16 protein-coding genes and 2 pseudogenes are annotated in these 17,938 nt (G+C 69.8%); 6 read left to right on the top strand and 12 right to left on the bottom strand.

Features of this window, described 5'->3' with window-relative positions:
* Nucleotides 1-59 precede the first annotated feature (59 nt).
* The 7 genes and pseudogenes from PX52LOC_RS28855 to PX52LOC_RS41095 all read right to left on the bottom strand — a co-directional run bounded on the left by PX52LOC_RS28855 (nucleotide 60) and on the right by PX52LOC_RS41095 (nucleotide 4,619).
* Nucleotides 60-911: a dienelactone hydrolase family protein gene (locus PX52LOC_RS28855; protein ID WP_149113331.1), complete on the bottom strand. Its 852-nt coding sequence runs from the start codon at nucleotides 909-911 to the stop codon at nucleotides 60-62.
* Nucleotides 912-1,473: 562 nt separating this feature from the next.
* Nucleotides 1,474-2,145, bottom strand: coding sequence for an IS1595 family transposase (locus PX52LOC_RS28850; RefSeq protein WP_149113330.1), 672 nt, complete (start codon nucleotides 2,143-2,145; stop codon nucleotides 1,474-1,476).
* Between the two features lie 152 nt (nucleotides 2,146-2,297).
* Entirely contained in the window at nucleotides 2,298-2,450 is a 153-nt protein-coding gene (locus PX52LOC_RS41100; RefSeq protein ID WP_168219265.1) for a hypothetical protein, read from the bottom strand.
* A 266-nt stretch (nucleotides 2,451-2,716) separates the two neighbouring features.
* Nucleotides 2,717-3,533: pseudogene (locus tag PX52LOC_RS28845) on the bottom strand (IS5 family transposase).
* A 112-nt stretch (nucleotides 3,534-3,645) separates the two neighbouring features.
* Complete coding sequence (locus PX52LOC_RS28840; protein WP_149113329.1) at nucleotides 3,646-3,972, bottom strand: helix-turn-helix domain-containing protein; 327 nt, start codon at nucleotides 3,970-3,972, stop codon at nucleotides 3,646-3,648.
* A complete protein-coding gene (locus tag PX52LOC_RS28835; RefSeq protein ID WP_149113328.1) occupies nucleotides 3,969-4,331 on the bottom strand; it encodes a hypothetical protein in 363 nt (120 codons plus the stop codon). The genes PX52LOC_RS28840 and PX52LOC_RS28835 overlap by 4 nt, the downstream gene beginning before the upstream one ends.
* A 135-nt stretch (nucleotides 4,332-4,466) precedes the next feature.
* Nucleotides 4,467-4,619: a hypothetical protein gene (locus PX52LOC_RS41095; protein ID WP_168219264.1), complete on the bottom strand. Its 153-nt coding sequence runs from the start codon at nucleotides 4,617-4,619 to the stop codon at nucleotides 4,467-4,469.
* Nucleotides 4,620-4,904: 285 nt separating this feature from the next.
* Between PX52LOC_RS41095 and PX52LOC_RS28830 the strand changes: the two are divergent.
* Nucleotides 4,905-5,102: pseudogene (locus PX52LOC_RS28830) on the top strand (DUF4062 domain-containing protein); the annotation flags it as partial.
* Between the two features lie 23 nt (nucleotides 5,103-5,125).
* Here the strand turns inward: PX52LOC_RS28830 and PX52LOC_RS28825 are convergent.
* Both PX52LOC_RS28825 and PX52LOC_RS41090 read right to left on the bottom strand, forming a co-directional pair.
* A complete protein-coding gene (locus tag PX52LOC_RS28825; RefSeq protein ID WP_168218823.1) occupies nucleotides 5,126-5,731 on the bottom strand; it encodes a transposase in 606 nt (201 codons plus the stop codon).
* Nucleotides 5,629-5,964: a helix-turn-helix domain-containing protein gene (locus PX52LOC_RS41090; protein ID WP_168219263.1), complete on the bottom strand. Its 336-nt coding sequence runs from the start codon at nucleotides 5,962-5,964 to the stop codon at nucleotides 5,629-5,631. Before PX52LOC_RS41090 ends, PX52LOC_RS28825 begins: the two co-directional genes overlap by 103 nt.
* On the opposite strand from PX52LOC_RS41090, the gene PX52LOC_RS41085 reads away from it, so the two are divergent.
* Both PX52LOC_RS41085 and PX52LOC_RS28810 read left to right on the top strand, forming a co-directional pair.
* A complete protein-coding gene (locus PX52LOC_RS41085) occupies nucleotides 5,954-6,721 on the top strand; it encodes a hypothetical protein (protein WP_168219262.1) in 768 nt (255 codons plus the stop codon). The genes PX52LOC_RS41090 and PX52LOC_RS41085 overlap by 11 nt on opposite strands.
* 31 nt (nucleotides 6,722-6,752) lie before the next feature.
* On the top strand, nucleotides 6,753-9,134 hold the full coding sequence (locus PX52LOC_RS28810) for a hypothetical protein (RefSeq protein WP_149113323.1): 2,382 nt from the start codon (nucleotides 6,753-6,755) through the stop codon (nucleotides 9,132-9,134).
* Between the two features lie 22 nt (nucleotides 9,135-9,156).
* On the opposite strand, the gene PX52LOC_RS28805 is transcribed toward PX52LOC_RS28810, so the two are convergent.
* Nucleotides 9,157-9,714, bottom strand: a complete 558-nt coding sequence (locus PX52LOC_RS28805) for a hypothetical protein (protein ID WP_149113322.1) — start codon at nucleotides 9,712-9,714, stop codon at nucleotides 9,157-9,159.
* 153 nt (nucleotides 9,715-9,867) lie between these two features.
* On the opposite strand from PX52LOC_RS28805, the gene PX52LOC_RS28800 reads away from it, so the two are divergent.
* Together PX52LOC_RS28800 and PX52LOC_RS28795 are read left to right on the top strand one after the other, a co-directional pair.
* On the top strand, nucleotides 9,868-10,323 hold the full coding sequence (locus PX52LOC_RS28800; protein WP_149113321.1) for a hypothetical protein: 456 nt from the start codon (nucleotides 9,868-9,870) through the stop codon (nucleotides 10,321-10,323).
* Between the two features lie 107 nt (nucleotides 10,324-10,430).
* Entirely contained in the window at nucleotides 10,431-10,784 is a 354-nt protein-coding gene (locus tag PX52LOC_RS28795) for a helix-turn-helix domain-containing protein (protein ID WP_149113320.1), read from the top strand.
* 119 nt (nucleotides 10,785-10,903) lie between these two features.
* Here the strand turns inward: PX52LOC_RS28795 and PX52LOC_RS28790 are convergent, their stop codons facing one another.
* Together PX52LOC_RS28790 and PX52LOC_RS28785 are read right to left on the bottom strand one after the other, a co-directional pair.
* Nucleotides 10,904-14,368: a carboxypeptidase regulatory-like domain-containing protein gene (locus PX52LOC_RS28790; protein ID WP_149113319.1), complete on the bottom strand. Its 3,465-nt coding sequence runs from the start codon at nucleotides 14,366-14,368 to the stop codon at nucleotides 10,904-10,906.
* The gene (locus PX52LOC_RS28785; RefSeq protein ID WP_218575181.1) at nucleotides 14,365-14,769 is read right to left on the bottom strand and encodes a BlaI/MecI/CopY family transcriptional regulator; all 405 of its coding nucleotides are present in this window, start codon (nucleotides 14,767-14,769) and stop codon (nucleotides 14,365-14,367) included. Before PX52LOC_RS28785 ends, PX52LOC_RS28790 begins: the two co-directional genes overlap by 4 nt.
* Nucleotides 14,770-15,079: 310 nt before the next feature.
* Here PX52LOC_RS28785 and PX52LOC_RS28780 point away from each other — a divergent pair, with 310 nt between their 5' ends.
* Nucleotides 15,080-17,911: a sigma-70 family RNA polymerase sigma factor gene (locus tag PX52LOC_RS28780; protein ID WP_149113318.1), complete on the top strand. Its 2,832-nt coding sequence runs from the start codon at nucleotides 15,080-15,082 to the stop codon at nucleotides 17,909-17,911.
* Nucleotides 17,912-17,938 lie beyond the last annotated feature (27 nt).

The raw sequence follows: 17,938 nt of genomic DNA, 5'->3' as shown, positions 1-17,938 counted from the left end.
GAAGTGTCGCGGGCCGCGAAGCGTCATCGCTCGCGGCCCACGTTCAGTGACGGCACGGGTCAGGCAACGCCGTTCTTCTTGAACCACGCCTGAAGCCGCTTCCACCCGTCCTCGGCGGCGTCCTTCTTGAAACTCGGTCGGTAGTCGGCGAAGAATGCGTGCGGGGCGTCCGGGTAGACGACGAACTCGCTCGGCTTGTCCGCCTTCTTCAGGGCCGCCTTCATCGCCTCGACGTCCTTGACCGGGATGCCGGTGTCCTTCTCCCCGTACAGGCCGAGCACCGGGGCCTTGACCTCGCCTGCCAGGTCGATCGGGTACTTGGGTTGCAGGTCGGTCGCCTTCCCGGCCCCGGACAGCCGCCCGTACCACGCGACCCCCGCCTTGAGGTCCTTGTTGTGGGCGGCGTACAGCCATACGACCCGCCCGCCCCAGCAGAACCCGGTGATGCCGAGTTTCGCCGTGTCCCCGTTGCCGGTCTTCTTCGCCCACTCGACCGTCGCGTCGAGGTCGCTCATGACCTGCGCGTCGGGGACCTTCGCGACGACCTTCATGACGTCCGCCATCGCCAGCTTCGACACGTCGCCCTGGCGGGCGTACATCTCGGGGGCGATGGCGAGGTAGCCGAGCTTGGCCAGGCGGCGGCAGACGTCCTTGATGTGCTCGTGGACGCCGAAGATCTCCTGCACGACGAGCACGACGGGGAACGGCCCGCCCTTGTCGGGTGCCGCGCGGTACGCCGGAACGGTGCCGTCCTTGACGGGGATCTTCACCTCGCCGGCGGTGAGGCCGGTGGCGTCCGTGGTGATCGTCTCGGCGGCGACGGGTTGGGTCGAGAGGGCGAACCCGGCGGCCAGGGTCGTGACCGCGAACTCGCGGCGGGTGATCGTCGCCCTGAGCATGTCTTCACGCATGGTGCAGTTCCTCTGGGATCGGGCGGTAGGTTGATTGTCCGAGATCGAAGGGAGTGGGCAAGTGGGGCCGGAACCGCCGACCCGTCACTCGCAACAGCCAACCCCAACCTGCGGGTCGCGCGAGCCGAGGCGACCCACCGCCTGATCCGCGCCGACGCTCGGTGGAAGAAGCGGTCGGGCGACCTGAAGGCCCGCGGCTAGTCGGGCAAGGTGGCGGCCGTTGCCAACCGGTAGATGCGATGGCTGTCGCGAGTTCGGCGGGTTCCATGATGACGATGAGGACGTGTTCAACACGCTCCTGTCGCTCGCCGTCGAACTTGATTTGACGATCGCCGTCCCGTTCATCGTGATCCCCGGCATCCCCCAGTCGCACGGCCGGTCGGGAAAGTCAATAACTCGGACATTCGGGTATTGGTGGTAGCCGTCGAAATGAACCCAGATTCGCTTACCGCTCCTCCGCCTTCCGGGCTTCTGCCGCCCAGTCCTTCCGGCACTGGGTCCGCAACCCGAGGTGCCGCTCGCGGGCAGCCGCAAGGTCGACCGAATTCTTGTAGGGGCTGTCCTAGGTAATCATTTTACGACGGAGGAGTTTCCGCAGGGATTCGAGCTGCTCCCGCGGTGTTCCGGCATTGAACCGCCACACGCACTCTTGGAGGAACAGCGGGAACGACGCTTTCGGCACCCCGTTGAACCGCCGCAGGTGTCGCTTGGCCTGACTCCAAAAGTTCTCGATCCCGTTGATGTGCCGCCCGCCATCGGCCGACACCCGTTCCTCGTCGTGGTTGATCCGCTCGTGCTCATACCCCTCGACCGACAGGGTGTCGTACCCGGACCACGAGTCGGAGTACACGACACTCGCCGGGGCCACCTTCCGGCGGATGATCGGGACGAGTGTCGCCGGCCCGCCGTCGGCGATCATTTGGGCGTACACCTTGCCGCCCCGCTTGAGAATCCCGAACACCGCGACCTTCCCCGCCGCCCCGCGTCCCCGTTTCCCCTCGCGGCGGCCGCCGAAGTACGACTCGTCGATCTCGACCGGCCCGTCGAACGCCTGAGCCATCGCCCGCTCCTGGTGAGCGGCGATCACCGCCCGCACCTTCGAGAAGAATAGGGCGGCCGTGTTCCGGTGAACGCCGGCCAGGTCGGCGGCCGTGCGGGCGGTCGAGCCGGCGACGAACAGCTTGAGCAACTCGCCCGCCTGGGTGGGCGTCAGCTTCGAGAACTTGACACCCATCAAGGCACCCTAGAAGAGCAAATCTTCTAGGACAGCCCCTTCTTGTAACGGCGGCGGTCGGAGCGGGGCAGGGGAGGGATGGACACTTCCACCCCCGTCATCTTCACGAGCAGCCGCTGAAACCGGCAGACGGTGGCTTGGGCCTTTCACGGCTACCCGTCTGTGTTCAGGAACAACTTCCCGGTCGGGTGGATCGCCATGAGGCGTGCCACGATCGCTGCCGCGTTCTCGCTCAGGTAGATCACCTGCGAACGCCGCTTGCCTTTCGCCTCGTCCGGCGGAATTTCTATGCGGTGGGCGTCCACCCGTCTTCGTCCAGCGTTGCGAGAAGACTTGCCCCAGAAGGAACGGCATGGGCCGGATTGCTCGGCCAGGTACCGGTAGTCGTTGCTGGCCGGTTCGGGTGGTGCATCATCGCGTAATGAATCTGGGAACGGCTACATGCCGCCCCGGTCGAATGGCCGCCTCCGGAAGAGGCGTGCAGGCCCCGCAGAATGCGCGCCGCCCACGTCTCGTCGGTGTTCTGGAAGACGATCCGGGACAGCCGGAGCATGATGTCCTCTAGGGCCTGTTATGAACTTTCGCTGACCAGGTCGGTGAGTCGCTGGAGGAGTAAGACGCCGGCCGCCACCCCGTGCCAGCCGGCCCGCGTCTCGGTCAGCCGCTCGTAGTCCCGAGCCAGCCGCCGGAACCGGCCGAGCCAGGCGAACGTCCGCTCCACCACCCACCGGCTGGGCCGCAGCACGAACCCCTTCTTGGCCTCCGCCGGCTTGGCCTCCGCCGGCTTGACGACCACCAACGCGATGCCGTGGTTGCCCACGTCGGCCGCCGGTGTACCCTTGGTCCGCGAACGCCACCCGCACGCTCTGCCCGGTCGCCTCTTGCACGTCGGCGGCCAGTTCGAACACCTGTGCCCGCTCCTGCTCGCTCGCCGCCGTCACCTCCAACGCCAGCAGATTCCCGAGCGTGTCCACGGCGATATGCACCTTCGACCCGTTCTTCCGCTCGTACCCGTCGGCCGCGGCCCGCGACCCGCTCTCCCGGGTGGATTGCCGCGCCCGCCCGTCGAGGACCGCGGCCGACGGGTGGGCCGCCTTGCCGACCGCCACCCGCACGACCATCCGCAGGGCGTCGGCCATGTGCTCGAACACCTTGGCCGCCACCCACCGCCGGGCCTGTTGGTAGACGGCCGGCCACGGCGGGACGTCGTGCGGCATGAGCCGCCACCGGCCGCCCGTCTTCACGATGTACCGCAGGGCGTCGAACACGTCTCGCAGGTCGTGCACCCGCGGCCCGGCGTCGGCCGGCAGGAGGGCCAGGTACGGGGCGACGAACGCCCACTCGTCGTCCGATACGTCCGTCGGGTATGCCTTCCGCTGCTCACTCATCCCGCCAAACTATGCCGACATCAGCCCTTGAGTTCATAACAGGCTCTAAGGTCCGAGTCTGTCCGTCGTGAGTGAGCATTCGCGGTGGGTATGGCATGGTCCGATTCCTCCGTCAGTCGCCGCAGAACCTGCGGGCCAGTCGTTCCCAATAGTCGAGCCGTTCGCCCCGTTGCTTCCCCGACTCAAACTTCTGCGGCGGCTCCCCGTGTCGCGTCTCGAAGCACTCCTGCTGAAATTGAGCCAACGCCTCCTCGGTCACACGGTCGCGCGAGCCGACGGCAAAGGCGGCGAGTTTCACGACTTGGCCGCCGCACCGGATGCCGTGAATCCAGTTGCGGACGGTCGCCGACGTCACACCCATGTAGGCCGCCACCTCGCCGAGGGACATGCCGCCGATGGGGGTTCGTGCGATCCCCGCCTTGGTGACCTCCTGCGTCACATCGGTCCGGGCGCGTTTTGCTTCTTGGCCCCCTGAGCCCGTATCTTCGCTCTCTCGGCCTTCACGCCCGGCCTTTGGTAGTTGCGAAGCATCGCGGCAACGTGTTCACGAACCCGTTGCTCACGTCGTTGACCGGGCGTCATATCCCCCGCGGGCACGTCGAGCGGCTTGCCGATTTTCGCCCGAGCGCACTGCTTCCGGAATGTGTCGAGCGCTTCCGACGTGACGCGGACGCGGTCTTCAACGGTGGTGGCGGCGAGCCGCAGGCAGTACCCGTCCAGGCGAATGCCGAATCTGATCCACCGGTTGACCACTCCCGGGGGCACGCCGCATAACTCGGCCACTTCGCATAGTTCCATTCCGGCGGCTCCGCGGGGTTGGGGGCGGGTGTGAAGTGCGTCAGCCCGCGACGGCGCACGAAGTTGTCGGGGACGATCGCCGAGGAACTGTTCGCCGTCTGCCCGTCACGTTGCGCCCCTTCCCTCCGGGCGCACTCACCGGCACGGCGGGGGCGTGTAGTACGCGGGGGGCAGTTGCGCCGGGGCCGGAACGTACTCGACCACGATGCTGCGCTTGTGGCTCCGGTGGTGATGACAGCCGGCGGTTGCGAGCGCGGCCAGCGCGAAGGCGAGGAGCGGGAGACGCATGGTGTAAACCTCCTGTTGCGGTTCGTTCGAAGCCGTAGCCTGCGACATCATAAGCCGTAGGACTTGAATCAATCCCCCAGATCAACGGATTTACAACCTCGGCATGGCAAAGTTTGCGGGTTAGCGAAGAATGGCAATCGGTCTCGTCCGAAGTCGGTAATGGTCCGAAGCCAAACCCTCTAACGCGCAATCGTCCCCGAGAGGGGAATTGCCTTGATGGAAACTTGTTCAGATGAGATGATGGCAGCGGGCGATTAACCTCCCTCATCCTCCCTGAGCCAGTCCATGAAGAAGCGTAAGAAACTTCAGGTGTTCATCTCGTCAACCTACGTCGACATGCGGAAGGAGCGCCAAGCGGCCGTTGAGGCCATACTTGAAGCGGGACACATCCCGGCCGGGATGGAACTGTTTGCCGCCGGCGGCGAGGCGCAATTGAAGATCATCCACCGCTGGATTGACGATTCAGACGTCTTCGTCCTGCTCTACTGATTCGGAGCTAACGAAGGCTATTGATTGATCCCTGGGAACGGCAGTATCGATCGCTCCCACAGTGCCCGCAGTAGCCGGGGATCGAACTTCAACTCGATCAGGCGATCGACGACCTCGTCGTCGAGGTGCGCGGTGTCGTCCGGCACGAAGTTGGCCAACTCGCCGTACTTCAGCCACGACCACACGGCCTCCACCGGGTTCAGCTCCGGAGCCCACGGCGGCAACATCTCCAACCGCAGTCGCCGGTTCCGGGCGAGGAAGTTGCGGATGGCCGGCCCGCGGTGGTTGCTCCCCCGGTCCCACACGACGACCACGTTCCCCCGCAGGTGCCGCAGCACGTCGCGGAGGAAGGCGACGACCTTGTCGGCGGTGAAGAACCCGCCCGGCTCGGTCGCGAAGTAGAACCCCAGCCGCCGGCCGGTCGGGGACACCGTCACCGCCCCGATGGCTGACACCTTGTCCCGGTGGCCGCCGTCGGCGGCCAGCACCGGCGTCTTCCCGACCTTGGCCCACGACCGCTTCACCAGCGGGTTGGGGAACAGCCCCGTTTCGTCGATCGGGACGAGGTGGGCCTTGGCCGCCGCGGCTTTTTTTCGACCCGCGGCCAGTCGTTCTTCACCCACCCGTCGATGGCCGGCTGGTCCTTCTGCTTCGCCCGCCGGCGGGGCTTCTGTGGGCTGTACCCGCGGCCCCGCATCCACGCCCGCAGGTAGTCCGGGTGGAAGGCCACGCCGAGCTTCCGGCGGATCAATTCGGTCACCCGCCGAGAGGTCCACAGATCGGTCCGGAACCCGTGGGCCGTCGGCTTCTGGTCCAGCCGCGGGGCGGCGGCGAAAGGCTTGGAAGTGTTCGGCAAGAACCCGTTCGTCCGGCGGACGGTCAAAGGGGGCCGGTTCGGCGCAAAGGTCAACCGGGTCGGATTCGTGGGCGGCGGGGTGCAAGGCGGGTTCGGCGGGTGGGGTCGCTTCCCCGGCTTCGGTGGGAAGGGCGCGAAGGGCGTCAAGATGGCCGCCGGCGCCGCGGGCGGGGTGGCCCGCGGCGCGATGGGGGCGGCGGCCGGGGCGTTGGGCGGGGTCGCGTCCGCGGCGGGCGGAGCGGTGTCCGCGGTCGGGGCGCTCGCGGCGGCGGCGAAGGCGGCGAGCGACAAAGCGGAGGAGTGGACGAAGGCGGCGGAAGACTCGGCGCGGAAACTGGCGGCCGTGTCGCCGCAGATGCAGGCGATCATCGCGAAGCTCGACGTCGACCGGATGCGCCGCGACATGCAGACGGCCGGGGAGACGGCCGACACCACCCAACGCCTCGTCAACCAACAGTCGCAACTCGAAGCGGCTCTGCGGCCCTTGCAAGCCGACCTGGTCAACGCCCAGAACCAGATCGCGGAAGTCATCAACGAGTTCAAGATCGACCTCATCGACGGCGTCCTCAAGCCCGTCTGGGACGAGTTGAAGCCGATCCTGGAAGAGATCGGCTTCGAGTTCAAGCGGAAGGGGGAGTTGCCACCGATCTTCGGGAACCAACTCGTGGACCGCGCGAACCAGCTGAACCGCGAGGACGAGCGGCGGCGGCAACAGGCCGCCGCCAACCTCGCCGCCGCACAGAACGCACGGGGCTGATCGGTTACTTACCTACACCGCGGAGTTTGCCATGCCGACGGAAGAAGACCTCGGGACGATCACGTACAACGGGATCAGCCTGGGCTACGTGAAGACGGTCGAGTGCGACCAGTCGCCGGAGTTCGAAGAGTCCGGGTCCGACCAACTCTACCTCACGACCAAACTACGGTTCAACTCGGTGCTGTCGCAAAAGGTGATGCCGGTAAAGAGCGGGGAGACGGTCCCCGAGGCCGCCCTGCGGATCACGCACATGCTGACGGCCCCCCGTCGGTCGCTGCGGTACGCCCGGGGTGAAACCGTCCTGATCGACTTGCCCGACGGCCGGGACAGTGCGAATGGGCCGATCCCGTTCGGCGTATCCGTTCGGGACTTCACCGAGGCGAGCTGGCTCATCACGTGGGGCGTCGAGGTCCGGCAGGGCGAGTGCCCGGACGGGAAGCCGTTGCCGGACTACAAGGTGAAGCCGGCCGGCCGCGCCCCCGCCGGGGCAACGCCGTACGAGTCGCTGATCAACTCCCAGGCCGGCGGGTCGGGCAAGTCCGGGGCGGGGGCGTACGTGAACCTGCCTTGGAACCCGGCCGCGTCCGCCGACCTCGTATTCCAGGCGAGCCAAGGGGCGGTCCCGCGCCGGGCGGCGGAGGACCGGACGAAGACCCGGCCGGCCTACAACGGCATCCTCAGTAACCGGTGGGCCGAGTCGCACGACATCAACCCGGACGACTGGCGGAGCACGATCACCCGCCGGGGCACGCTCGTCGTCGACCCGTCCGCGGGGATCCACCCGGACTTGTTCCGCGGGCTAGTCACGCCGCCGGCCCCGCCCGGGTTCCGTCGCGAGGCGCACTACGACGTGACCAAGGACGGGTTGAAGTTGAACTACAGCTTCACCGACCGGCAGCTCGTGAAGCCGCCGCCGACGCCGGCCACGAAGATGACCGGCTACCAGTTAGACAACTCTCAAGAACCGGGCGTTGTTCGCCGTGGCGTTCTGTCCATTACCCTCCAGGGGCCGCCGGGCACCCACCCGGCCTACCTCGCGGACGCTTGCATCCGGATCGGCGTCGGCCGGGCGCTATCGCAGGGCTTGCGGCCGTTCGGCGATCCTGCCGCGTGGATCATCGGTGGCGGGTTCCGCGACAGCCTCGACGATGACCGGAATGCTGTCACGCTCGACATCAGTTACGCGATACAAGCACCCGCCAAGATGCCGCGGCCGCAAGGCAAAGCCGGGAACCCCCTTGGTCCGAACGGGGCCGCCCCCGTCGCCCCGGCCGCCAACGCCGGGTTCGGGGCCGGCCGCGAGGTGGGTCAAGCGGCCGCCGGGTTCTTGGACGTTGTTGGGCAAGCCCTCGGCATCGTGGACCCGGCGATTCAGCAAGCCGCCCGGCCGATCCTTCAGGGCGCGCAGGGGATCATTCAAGGCGCTGCCGTCGCCCTGGATGCGAACGGCGTGCCCGGCGTGGTCGCCGATTTCTTGGCCCCGCGCGGGGCAGTCATCCGCCGCGGCCCGGCGGGGCCGAACGCCAACGCGACCGCGGCGGCGCCCATCGGGGCGTGGATCGGCTCGCCGCTCGACGGGACGACCCCGGGCCGGGTCGTCGCCCCGCCGACGCGGGCCGCTGCGGGCTGGCTGACACTCGTGGCCGCCGCGCTCAAGGACCCGTGCTTGGAAATGGCGGTCAAGAAAGAACTGGCCCCGAGCGAAGTGCCTGCCGTGGCCGCGGCGACGGTGCGGGTCGTGGCGGAGCTCTCCACCGGGTGGGTCGAGACCCTGTACGCCGACAATCAGCAGGGGGCGTACACGCACTTCATCTGCCGCGTGACCTACGCGCACGCCTCCGGGCTAATGGTCATGGAAGGGGCCGGCCCCTTGGACCCGAAGACGGGCCGGCCTTACCCGCACCCCGTCACTCAGCCCAAGAACCCGTCCCTGGGCGTGACCCTGGAACTGACGGCGTCGAAAGTCGGCGGTGAGCCGGACCTGCCGGACTTCGTCGGCGACGACAACCTCAAGTACATCGACGCGAAAATCACGATGGGCGTGCCGGACCTGTGCGGGGACGGGTCGACCGCCGAGTACGGCTACGCCGTCGTCGCGTACTACAAGGCCCGCGTGCCGTCGGACGTGTTCGTGAAGCCGCCCATCCCGCCGTTCCTGAAGCCGTACGCGAAGTACCTGTTCGGCCGGTCGCTGGCGCTGGGCCGGACGTCGCCGGGGTGGTTGAACTACCCCGAGGGCGGCGCGGCGAACCCGTTCTACACGCCCCCGCAGCCGACGACGGGGTCGCAAAACCCGCCCCTGCCGGGGGCGACCGTCCCGCTCCCACCGCCGCCGCCCTCAATGTTCAACGGCGGCTTGACCAACGGTGGGCTCCCTATCCCGCCGTACAACCCCAACCCCCCAGGGGGGTGACGGCCCCGGGGTTGGGGCGGAGTCAGGGGTTCAGGATGGCCTGCAACTGGTTCAGGTAAGTGGGGTCTTCTGCCGTGAACAAGAACCGCCCCCACGAGAAGGAGAGATTGAATGCATCCGATCGATCGTGGGCGGATTTGGCGTCTCGGAACATCCTGACTTTGACATTTTTTATCGCGTGTACGTTGTAGTTTTTTCTGGCGGCTTCCATCTGCGCAAGGTTCATGTTGCTGAAGTCTGGCCACTTCGCATCAGGGCCTCTCCAGACGGCTTCCAGGTGCTCCCCTTCGGTCACGTACATCATCGGCTGGAACCCTCGGGAGGCCAAATGGTTGCTAAGTTCGATGAGATTCCAGTTGACCCCTTCGACCTCGGGCCGCGGGCCGACGACCGCTTGCGCGATGCCGTCACCGAGTTTCGAAGCACGGCCCACCGAAAGCAGTCCAACGGTAAGAACAGAAACCACCAGCACGCCACCGATGGCAATGAGGCACCACGCCCACGCGGACATCCTCCTCGCGCGGCGAGACGAATGGAACTGACGGTCAAACTCGCCAGAATCGTCGTCTCGTCGTGCCATTGCCAAGCCTCCCGGGTAACTCCAGTGTCTCCGATCGCTAGGGGGGCGACAATCTGTTCGCCTGTCCAGAACGGAGCGCGAGTGGCTGCACACCGACGCGATCACCCTGGACTCGATGGACCCCGCGACCCCTCCTTCATTTTCGGAGCCGACATGACCCCGGACCAACTCACCCGCCGCGCGGCCGAGTGCGTGGAGCAGATCCTCGCCTTCGTCGCGGCCAATGGGTTCCACCCGGCGTTCGTCGCGCAACTCGCCTTCCACCTAAGCCCCGACGACGGGTTCGGCGTGCCGTTCATGGTCACGCCTGCGGCTCCGGCTGCCGCGGGGGATACGCCGCTCGCGCGAAGCGTGTCGGCGGCGGCGTTCCTGGGCGAGACGGCCGGGCGGATCCAGGAACTGTGCTGCGTGGCCGCGTGCCGCCCGACCCTCCTCCTGAAGCTCAACGGCCTGAACGACGGCCTCGACCTCGAATACCTCGCGCCAGCCGAAGTCGCGGCGGTCGAACTGGGGATCGGGTTCGCGGGCGAAGACGGCCAGAGCGGTTCTCAGGTGAACCGGTGGCACTGGCAGACCGGGGAAGCGTTCACTCAACCGGCCGTGTGCTGAGACTGCACTCCCACCGCAATCGCTTGCGGTGTCGCCCGGCACGGGGCGAGATCACCCTCCGCAAACGCTTGCGGTGGCTTCCAGAATCTTTCAACAGGACGTGACGTATGAGCGCAACCCCGACCTTGCCCGCCGCGAGCGCGGAACCGCTGGCCCCACTGCCGATTGTGACCCCGGCCGACGGCCCGCGGCTGTACACGCTCGCCGAGGCGGGGGCGCGGCTGGGCGGGCTGACGGGAGCCGCGGTCCAGAACTACATCGCCGCCGGCCGCCTCCGGGCCGTCCGCCTGAACGAGTCGACCAAGCCGCGGTTCGTCCGGGTGACAGCGGCCGACCTCCAGGCGTTCATCGAGTCGCTGCAGGAGTACGCGGGCCAGCCGTGCAGACGGCGGGAGCAACGGGGGCGGCGGGTTGGTCAGGTCGCGCAAGACTCAATTTTTAATTCGTGCGATCATGGTTGAATCGCAGGGGACGGACCAGGGGCACGAATCATCGGGTGGTCCGCCCCTCTTACTGCGTTCGACCCCGAGTTCCTGCCTCTCGGCCATTCCGTTTCGCTCGCCAAGCGCCATGTCTCGGCTTACTTCTGCCGATCGGCCTCGCCGACCTCCGCCCTCACGGCCTCCCCGGCGGTCAGGGTCAAGGACTTCCGGGCGATGAGCGGGGTCGTGAAGGAACCGCGGTCGCCGACGCGATGCGGCGGGCCGTACACCTGCACCTCGTATTTGCCCGCCGCCAGCCCACCGGCGGAGAAGCTCTTGCCGTCGGCCGCCAACTTCAGCGGTACGAACCGGTCGTTCCCACTCAGCTGTACGCTGCCGACGTCGGGGTACGCGGTCCGATCGACCGTGCCTATCACGGTCGCGGCCGCCGGGGTGCGGATCTCCAAGGTGGTCCGCTCCCCCGCCGCCCGCTTCTCTAAGCCCCGGAGGCGGCCCGGCGGGACGTCCGCGCCCCAGTGGACCAGCTCCAACTCCACCCCGGGCGGCACGCCCCGGAACCGAAACTCCCCGCCGGGGCCGGTCGTCGTTCGCTGGAATTGGACGACCTCCGCCACCTGGGCGACTTGGCCACTTTCTACCATCGTCCAGTTGAACGGGAAGGCGTCGGCGCGGGGGCGGTTCCCCTCCGAAGCGATCAGCCGCACCTCGGCCCCGCCGACGCCGCGGCCCGTGTGGTCGAGCACCTTGCCGCCCACCTCGAATAACGCCGCCGGGTCCTCTCGTTTGAGGCGGATTTCGACTTCGTCCCCGTCGCCCTGACCGGCCTCCGCGCGCCGCACCACCCCGCGGCGGTAGCCGCCGGCGGTGACGGTCACTTGGAACGGCATCCCGGCCGTCAGGGGGCCGACGGCGAACCGGCCGTCCGCCGCGGCAAACGTCTGGCCCGGATCGGTGAGGCGGGCGAGGATACCAGCGGTCGGGTCCGTCTTCCGACGGTCCGGGGAGAAGGTGAGCGAGACGGTGAAGGCCGCGACGGGTTTGCCCGTGCCGGCGTCGAGGACGCGGCCCCGGACCGCCGCCTCGGGTTCCAGGGTGACCACGGTCGTCTCCCGTCCGTCGAGCGAGAGCTTTTGACCGTTTCGTTCCGAGTACCCCCGGGCCGAGACGCTGAACGTCGGGTCGGCCGGGAGGGAGTCGAAGGCGAAGCGGCCGTCTTGGTCCGTGCGTTCCTCACCCCCGGCGTCCCCGAGGAAGCCCCCGCGGCCGAAGCGGACGACGGCGTCGTTGACCGGCTTGCCGGCCCGGTCAACGACGCGACCGCGGACGGCGTGTCCGGGGTCGAGGCGTACGGTCACGTCGGCCGGGGTTGCTTTCGGGCCGGGCTTGAATCGCACCACTTTCGACGCGAACCCCTTGGCCCGCACCACCGCCTCGTGCCCGGTCAGCCCCTCGAATACGTCGTCGAGTACGAGTACGCCCTCCGCCCCGGCGGTGGCGGTGCGAACGTCGTCGGACGACCGGCCCCAGTTCTTGGCCTCCGCCCGGGGTACGGGCTTACCCGCGGCGTCCGTAACGGTCAACCGGGCCGACCCGCCGTGGGGCCGCGGGGTGACGGCCACGTCCAGCGACACCGGGTCGGCGGCGGCCGCCGTGAGGCGGAAAGGCTTGTCCTCCCGCACGTACCCCCGCTTGCTCACGGAAAGTTGCAGTTCGCCGAGCGGCAGGTAATCGAGGCGGTAGCGGCCGTCGGCGTCGCTCTTGGTGTAGGCGAGTTGGCCACCCTCGTGGGTCGCCCGGAAGACGCTCAGGCCGGCGCCGGGCACCGGCGTCCCGTCCGGACCGCGGACGACGCCCGCGATCCCGGACCCGGGCGGCAACCGCAGTTCGACCGCGGCGTCCCGCCCGTCGGACAGGTCCACGGCCAGGGTCGCCCCCCCGTGGCGCGACGCACCCGCTTCGACGGTCCAGGTCTCGCGGGTCAGCGCCCGCAGCTGCGCGTCGCCGCCGGTCCCCGTGAGGTGGTCGCGCTCGGTGTCCGTCCAGGTCAGGCGGACGCGGGCGCCGGCCAGTGGTCGGCCGTCGGCGGCTGAGGTGACCCGAACCCGGAGGCCGACGCCCGTCCGCATGCGCAGGTCCGGCGCGGCGGCCCGACCACCGGACGTGACGGTCACGACCTCGGCCCGGCCCATTTTGTCCCGCGACGCGGTGTCGCCGGCCAGTGCCCAGAGGCGGTACGTGCCGGGGCGGACGTCGCGAAAGACGTACCGGCCGTCGGCACCCGACGCGACCCGGAGAGTTTGGTACGGAACGGTGGTGTCGTCCGCCGCCCGCAGCCGCACGTCCGCGGCGGCCACCGGCTTGCCGTCGGCGTCGCCGACCACCCGGCCGGTTACCTCCCCGGGCTTGGACGGCTCGACCGATTCGCCCGGGCGGGGCTGCGCGGGAAGCGGGCCGTCCGGGGCGGGCGGCGCGGCCTCCGCAGCGCGCCGCCCGACGACCGGTATCGCCAGCATCGCGACCGCCAAGACGGCCAGGACGGCGGCCCGCTGCCGGGTCGGCGTCCGGGTGACGGGATCGCGCGGCCCGCCGAGCAGTCGCCCGACGCGGGCTTCCAGGCTCGTCCGTTTCGGGATCATGGTCAGGTACTCGTGGGTGTGGGGGGTGGGGTAACAGAGGCGGGCGACCGTCAGGAGCGTCTCGGCGTAGTCGATCGGGTCGGTCCCGGCGAGGGCGGCGTTGTCGCAGGCGTCTTCGCACGCCTGGTCGAGGCGGCGGTTGAGGGCGTGGACGGCCGGGTGCGGCCAGTAAACGGCGGCGGCGAGGCGCTGCACGAGCCGCACGAGCGGGTCGCGGCGGAGGACGTGGGCGCACTCGTGGAGTAGCACGTCCCGCACCTGCCGGGCGTCGCAACAGTCGGGCAACGTGTTCGGTAGGTAGACGATCGGCGAAAGGGCCCCCGCCGCCACCGGGCCGCGGACATCGGGCGACAGGCGGACGTCCGGCGTCCGGGTCGCCCCGAGCGACCGGCCGACGTCCGCCACGGTCTCCGCCCACTCGCCGCCGAGCGGGGCGGACCGGCGGCGCAAGCCGCGCAGCTTCCAGGTCCCGACGAGTATGCGAAGCACCCCCATCGCGACGCCGGCGGCCCAGGCCACGACCGCCGCGATACCGAGCACATGGTGCACGTTCACCCCCGGGGGCTGCTCCGGTTCGACTCCCGGCTCAAAGGAATCGGCCGCCGGTGGCTCCAGGGGCTCCAGGGGCGGAGGCGTGACGGGCGGCAGTCCCACCGCGTGGGCGGAACCCGCCAGGGAGGCGACGGGGCCCGCGGGCTGGACAGCCGGGGTTGGCGGTACCACCGACGCCGCCGGTAGCACCTCGACACGCCAGGGCCAGTGCGGCCGGACGGCCGCGGCGGCCGGTGCCAGAACCACGCCGACGAGCGTCGCCCCCCAGATCGTGCGCCGCAGGGCGGGGCGGTGGCGGGCGAAGAGCCGCTCCGCCGTGGCCGCTGTGGCCACCAGGAAGGCCGCCGCGAGCGCGACGGCCGCGGCCACGACGAGGGCCGAATCGCCGGGGTACAGACGGGCGAGTGCGGTCACGACTTGTCCTCTGCCTTGCGCGCGGCGTTGATGAGCCGGCGGATCCGCCGGGCCTCGTCATCGGTCACGCCACGACCTTCGATCAGTGCCATTACAAGCGCGTCGGCCGACCCGGCGAACGCGGAATCGACGAGCCGCCGCACCGCCCCGCCGAGCGCCGCCGCCCGCGAGACTGCCGCCGCGTAGCGGAACGCCGGCCCGTCCGCCCGGCGGGTGAGCCACCCCTTGGCCGCAAGGCGGTCCATGAGCGTCAGGATCGTGTTCCGGGCGACCGGCCGGCGGGCGGCCACGGCGGTCCAGACGTCCGTCACCGTCACCTCGCCCCCGGCCCAGACGGCGTGCATGACCTGCATCTGGACTTCCGACAACGCCGGCAAGCCGTCCGCCTCTCGCTCGGTCATCGTGCCCCTCCCGTGCCCGCGCCCTGGCCGTCTGCCTACACCCGTAGGATCACGTTACCGACAATTGTAGTTGGCGTCAATTCTTTTTGCGGCGGCCGGCGCCCGCGCGGGTCCGAACGTGAGGGCGCGTGCGCTAACGCTCGGCCAAGAGAATAGAAAGGGCGTGTCCGCACGGCATTCGGACGGGAGCCGGCCGCGGCACACCGGAGGCGATCCGACGCCGATCCCGGAGCCCGGCCAAATTTCTGGCCGCTTTTGGAGCCCGGTGGGCAGTACTCAGGTGAGCCCGCTCTCACGCCCGGGGGAAGTCATGACGACCGCCGCCACGATCACCCGCCTCCTCGCCGTTGTTCCAGCCCCGCCCGCCCCGGACGCGGACCTCCTCGCCCGGTTCGCCGCCGGCCGGGACGACGCGGCGTTCGCCGAGCTCGCCCGCCGGCACGGGCGGATGGTCCGGGCCGTCGCCCGCCGGGCCGTCGGGGACGCCCACCTGGCCGAGGACGTGGCGCAGGCCGCGTTCCTGGTCCTGGCCCGGAAGGGCGGGCGGCTGGCCCACCCGGACCGACTGGCCGGGTGGTTGTTCGGCGTCACCCGCCGGCTGGCGCGAAAGGCTGCCGCCCGGCACCGGCGGGACGCCCACCGCACCGAACCCTTGGCGGACGGCCTCGCCGCCCGCGTCCGCTCGGCCGAGTGGGCGGAACTCGTGCGGATCGTGGACAACGAGGTCGCCCGCCTCCCGGCCGCCGAACAAGTGTCGGTCGTTCTGTGCTACTTCGAGGGGATGACCCAGGACGAGGCCGCCCGCGCCGCCGGGTGGAGCGTTCGAACACTCCGCCGCCGCCTGACGGCGGGGCGAGACCGGCTGCGGCGGCGACTGGGCCGCCGGGGGATCGCACTCGATTTGGCCTTGCTGGCCGTCGCCGTCGGGCCCGGAACCGGGACGGCCGGACCGTGCTTCAATCCGATTCCGGCCGTCTCGGCGCTGGCCGCGAACGCCCGCGCGGAGGGGCTAGCCCGCAGTGAGCTCGGGTCGCTGACGGGGGCCGTTGCCTCGTGGTGTGCGGCGGGCATGGTCGCCATCGGAATGGCCGCCGGGCTTGCCGCGACCCCGGGTCCTCGCCCCGAGCCGCCCGTGGCGGCGGTCCCACCGGGGGCTCCGTTGGCGACCATGCCCGCGGCCGAGCCTGTGATCCGCCTCGGGTCGGCGAACCTTCGCCACCCGGCCGACTTGTCCGAGTTGCGGTTCTCCGCGGACGGCACACAACTCTTGTCCTACGGCCGAGGCAAGCTCCGCCGGTGGAACGTCAAAACGGGAGAGCCGATCGCCCAGACGGTCACCGACTTCGCGCCCACGTTCGGCCAGACGATATTGGCCCCGGACGCGGCGACGGTCATTTCCCCGCACCTCGACTACAACCCGTTGCGGTTCTCGGCCCGCGAGTACACTCTTGCCACCGGCCAATACCGTGAGGCGTTGGCCCTGCCGATGGACCCGAACGACTCGCTCTACCCCCGACGCTTCACGCTCTCCCCGGACGGCACGCTGTTCGCCGAAGGGCGGGCCGCCGAAGCCCGCATCTGGGACCTCAAGGCGCGATCCCTCCGGCACCGGATCGACCTCCCGGTCGTCAAGTCCGACCGGGTGTTCGAATGGATTGCCCCACTGTTACGGTTCACGCCCGACAGTAAGTACCTGGCGATTGTCCGGGCGAGGAGCCCGACCGTTCAACTCTGGGACGTGGCCACAGGACGGGAAACGCCTCCGTTGACCGGATCCGGGCAGTCGGGTGCGGTGGCCCTGTCGTTCTCCCCGGACGGCCGGTGGGCGGCGGCGGCCGACGCCGTCTACCTCGTCGGGTCCGGTACGAAGGTGGCGATCTGGGACATGACACGGCCGACCGCGCCGTGGCTGGTAACGCTGCCGGACGGCTTCGCCGGTGGCGCCCTCGCGTTCGGCCCGGACGGCGTCCTGTACACCGTCTCGCCGGCCGTCGTGGACGGCACCGCCCGCGTCGTGACCCGGAGGGAGCCGGGAGTCGTTTTGCCGACCCCTCAGTGGGCCGGCCCTCGGGCCGGTAGCAAGGCGGTCGTCAGCCCGGACGGGGGCACCCTTGCCGTGGGCACGGAGTCGGGCGTCATTGTTCTGTACGACACCCGGACCGGAACCGAATCGGTGCGGTCCCTGGCCCACGCGGCCGGGGTCGTCGGAATCGGGTACGGCCCGGTCGCCGGCGCGGTCCGGACGCTGGCGGCCGACGCCTCGACCGGGGACTGGGACGCCGCGTCGGGCAAGCCCCGCGGCCGGCCGGGTCCGCCGGCCGACGGGCGGGACGCGGCGTGGGGCGTCGCGGGCACGGCCGACGGCCGGTGGGCGGTCACGTCCGAGCAAAGCCCGGCCGAACCGAAGGCGTGGATCGCCACCCTGCAGGACGCATGGACCGGGGAGCGGAAGAACACCTGGCCTGTAACCGGGCCGGTGAAAAAGCTACTCACCGTTCCGGGCGGGGCGCGGTTGGTCGCCGTGATCGAGGATCAGAACCGCCGCGAGTCCGTGGAGAGTTGGGATCTGGCCACCGGCCGGGCGGTGCCGATTCGCACGGACCTGTTGAACCCGATGCAGCACCGGTACGCCGTCCTCGGCGACGGCAAGACGTTCGCCTTGCTCGACGAGGGGGAGTGCACCGGGTACGACCTGACGACCGGCCGCCAGCGGTTTGTCTGGAAGATGCCGGAAGGCGTCGTTCCCCTCCGCCCGGAGACGCCGGTCGAGAAGCGGTGGTCGTTGATCCGCGCCGTTGCGGGGTCCCCGGACGGGAAAACGCTGGCCATCGTCGTCGGCGGAGCCGCGCGGCCGGACGGGGCGAAGCGGCCGCCCAGTTTGGTGGTGGTCGAGGCCGAAACGGGGCGCGTCGTCCGCCGGGTCGCGACGACGGACCCGACGCCCGCGTGGCTGGTGTTCTCGCCGGACGGATCCCGGCTCGCGGGGCCGAGGTGCGTCTGGGACGCGGCCACCCTGGCAGAGGTTCGGCGGCTCCCGGTCCACCCCGAGGTGACGGCGGCGGCGTTCAGCCCGGACGGCCGGTTCCTCGCGTCCGGCCACGCGAACGGGACCGCGAACGTTTGGGCCGTTGACGCGAAGTGAGTGCCTGACCTCTCGAAAGGTCGTGAG

This window comes from Limnoglobus roseus (genome assembly GCF_008254045.1).
Classification (GTDB): domain Bacteria; phylum Planctomycetota; class Planctomycetia; order Gemmatales; family Gemmataceae; genus Limnoglobus; species Limnoglobus roseus.
The sequence above is the reverse complement of the archived record's forward strand: the minus strand, read 5'-3'. Positions and strand labels throughout refer to the sequence as shown.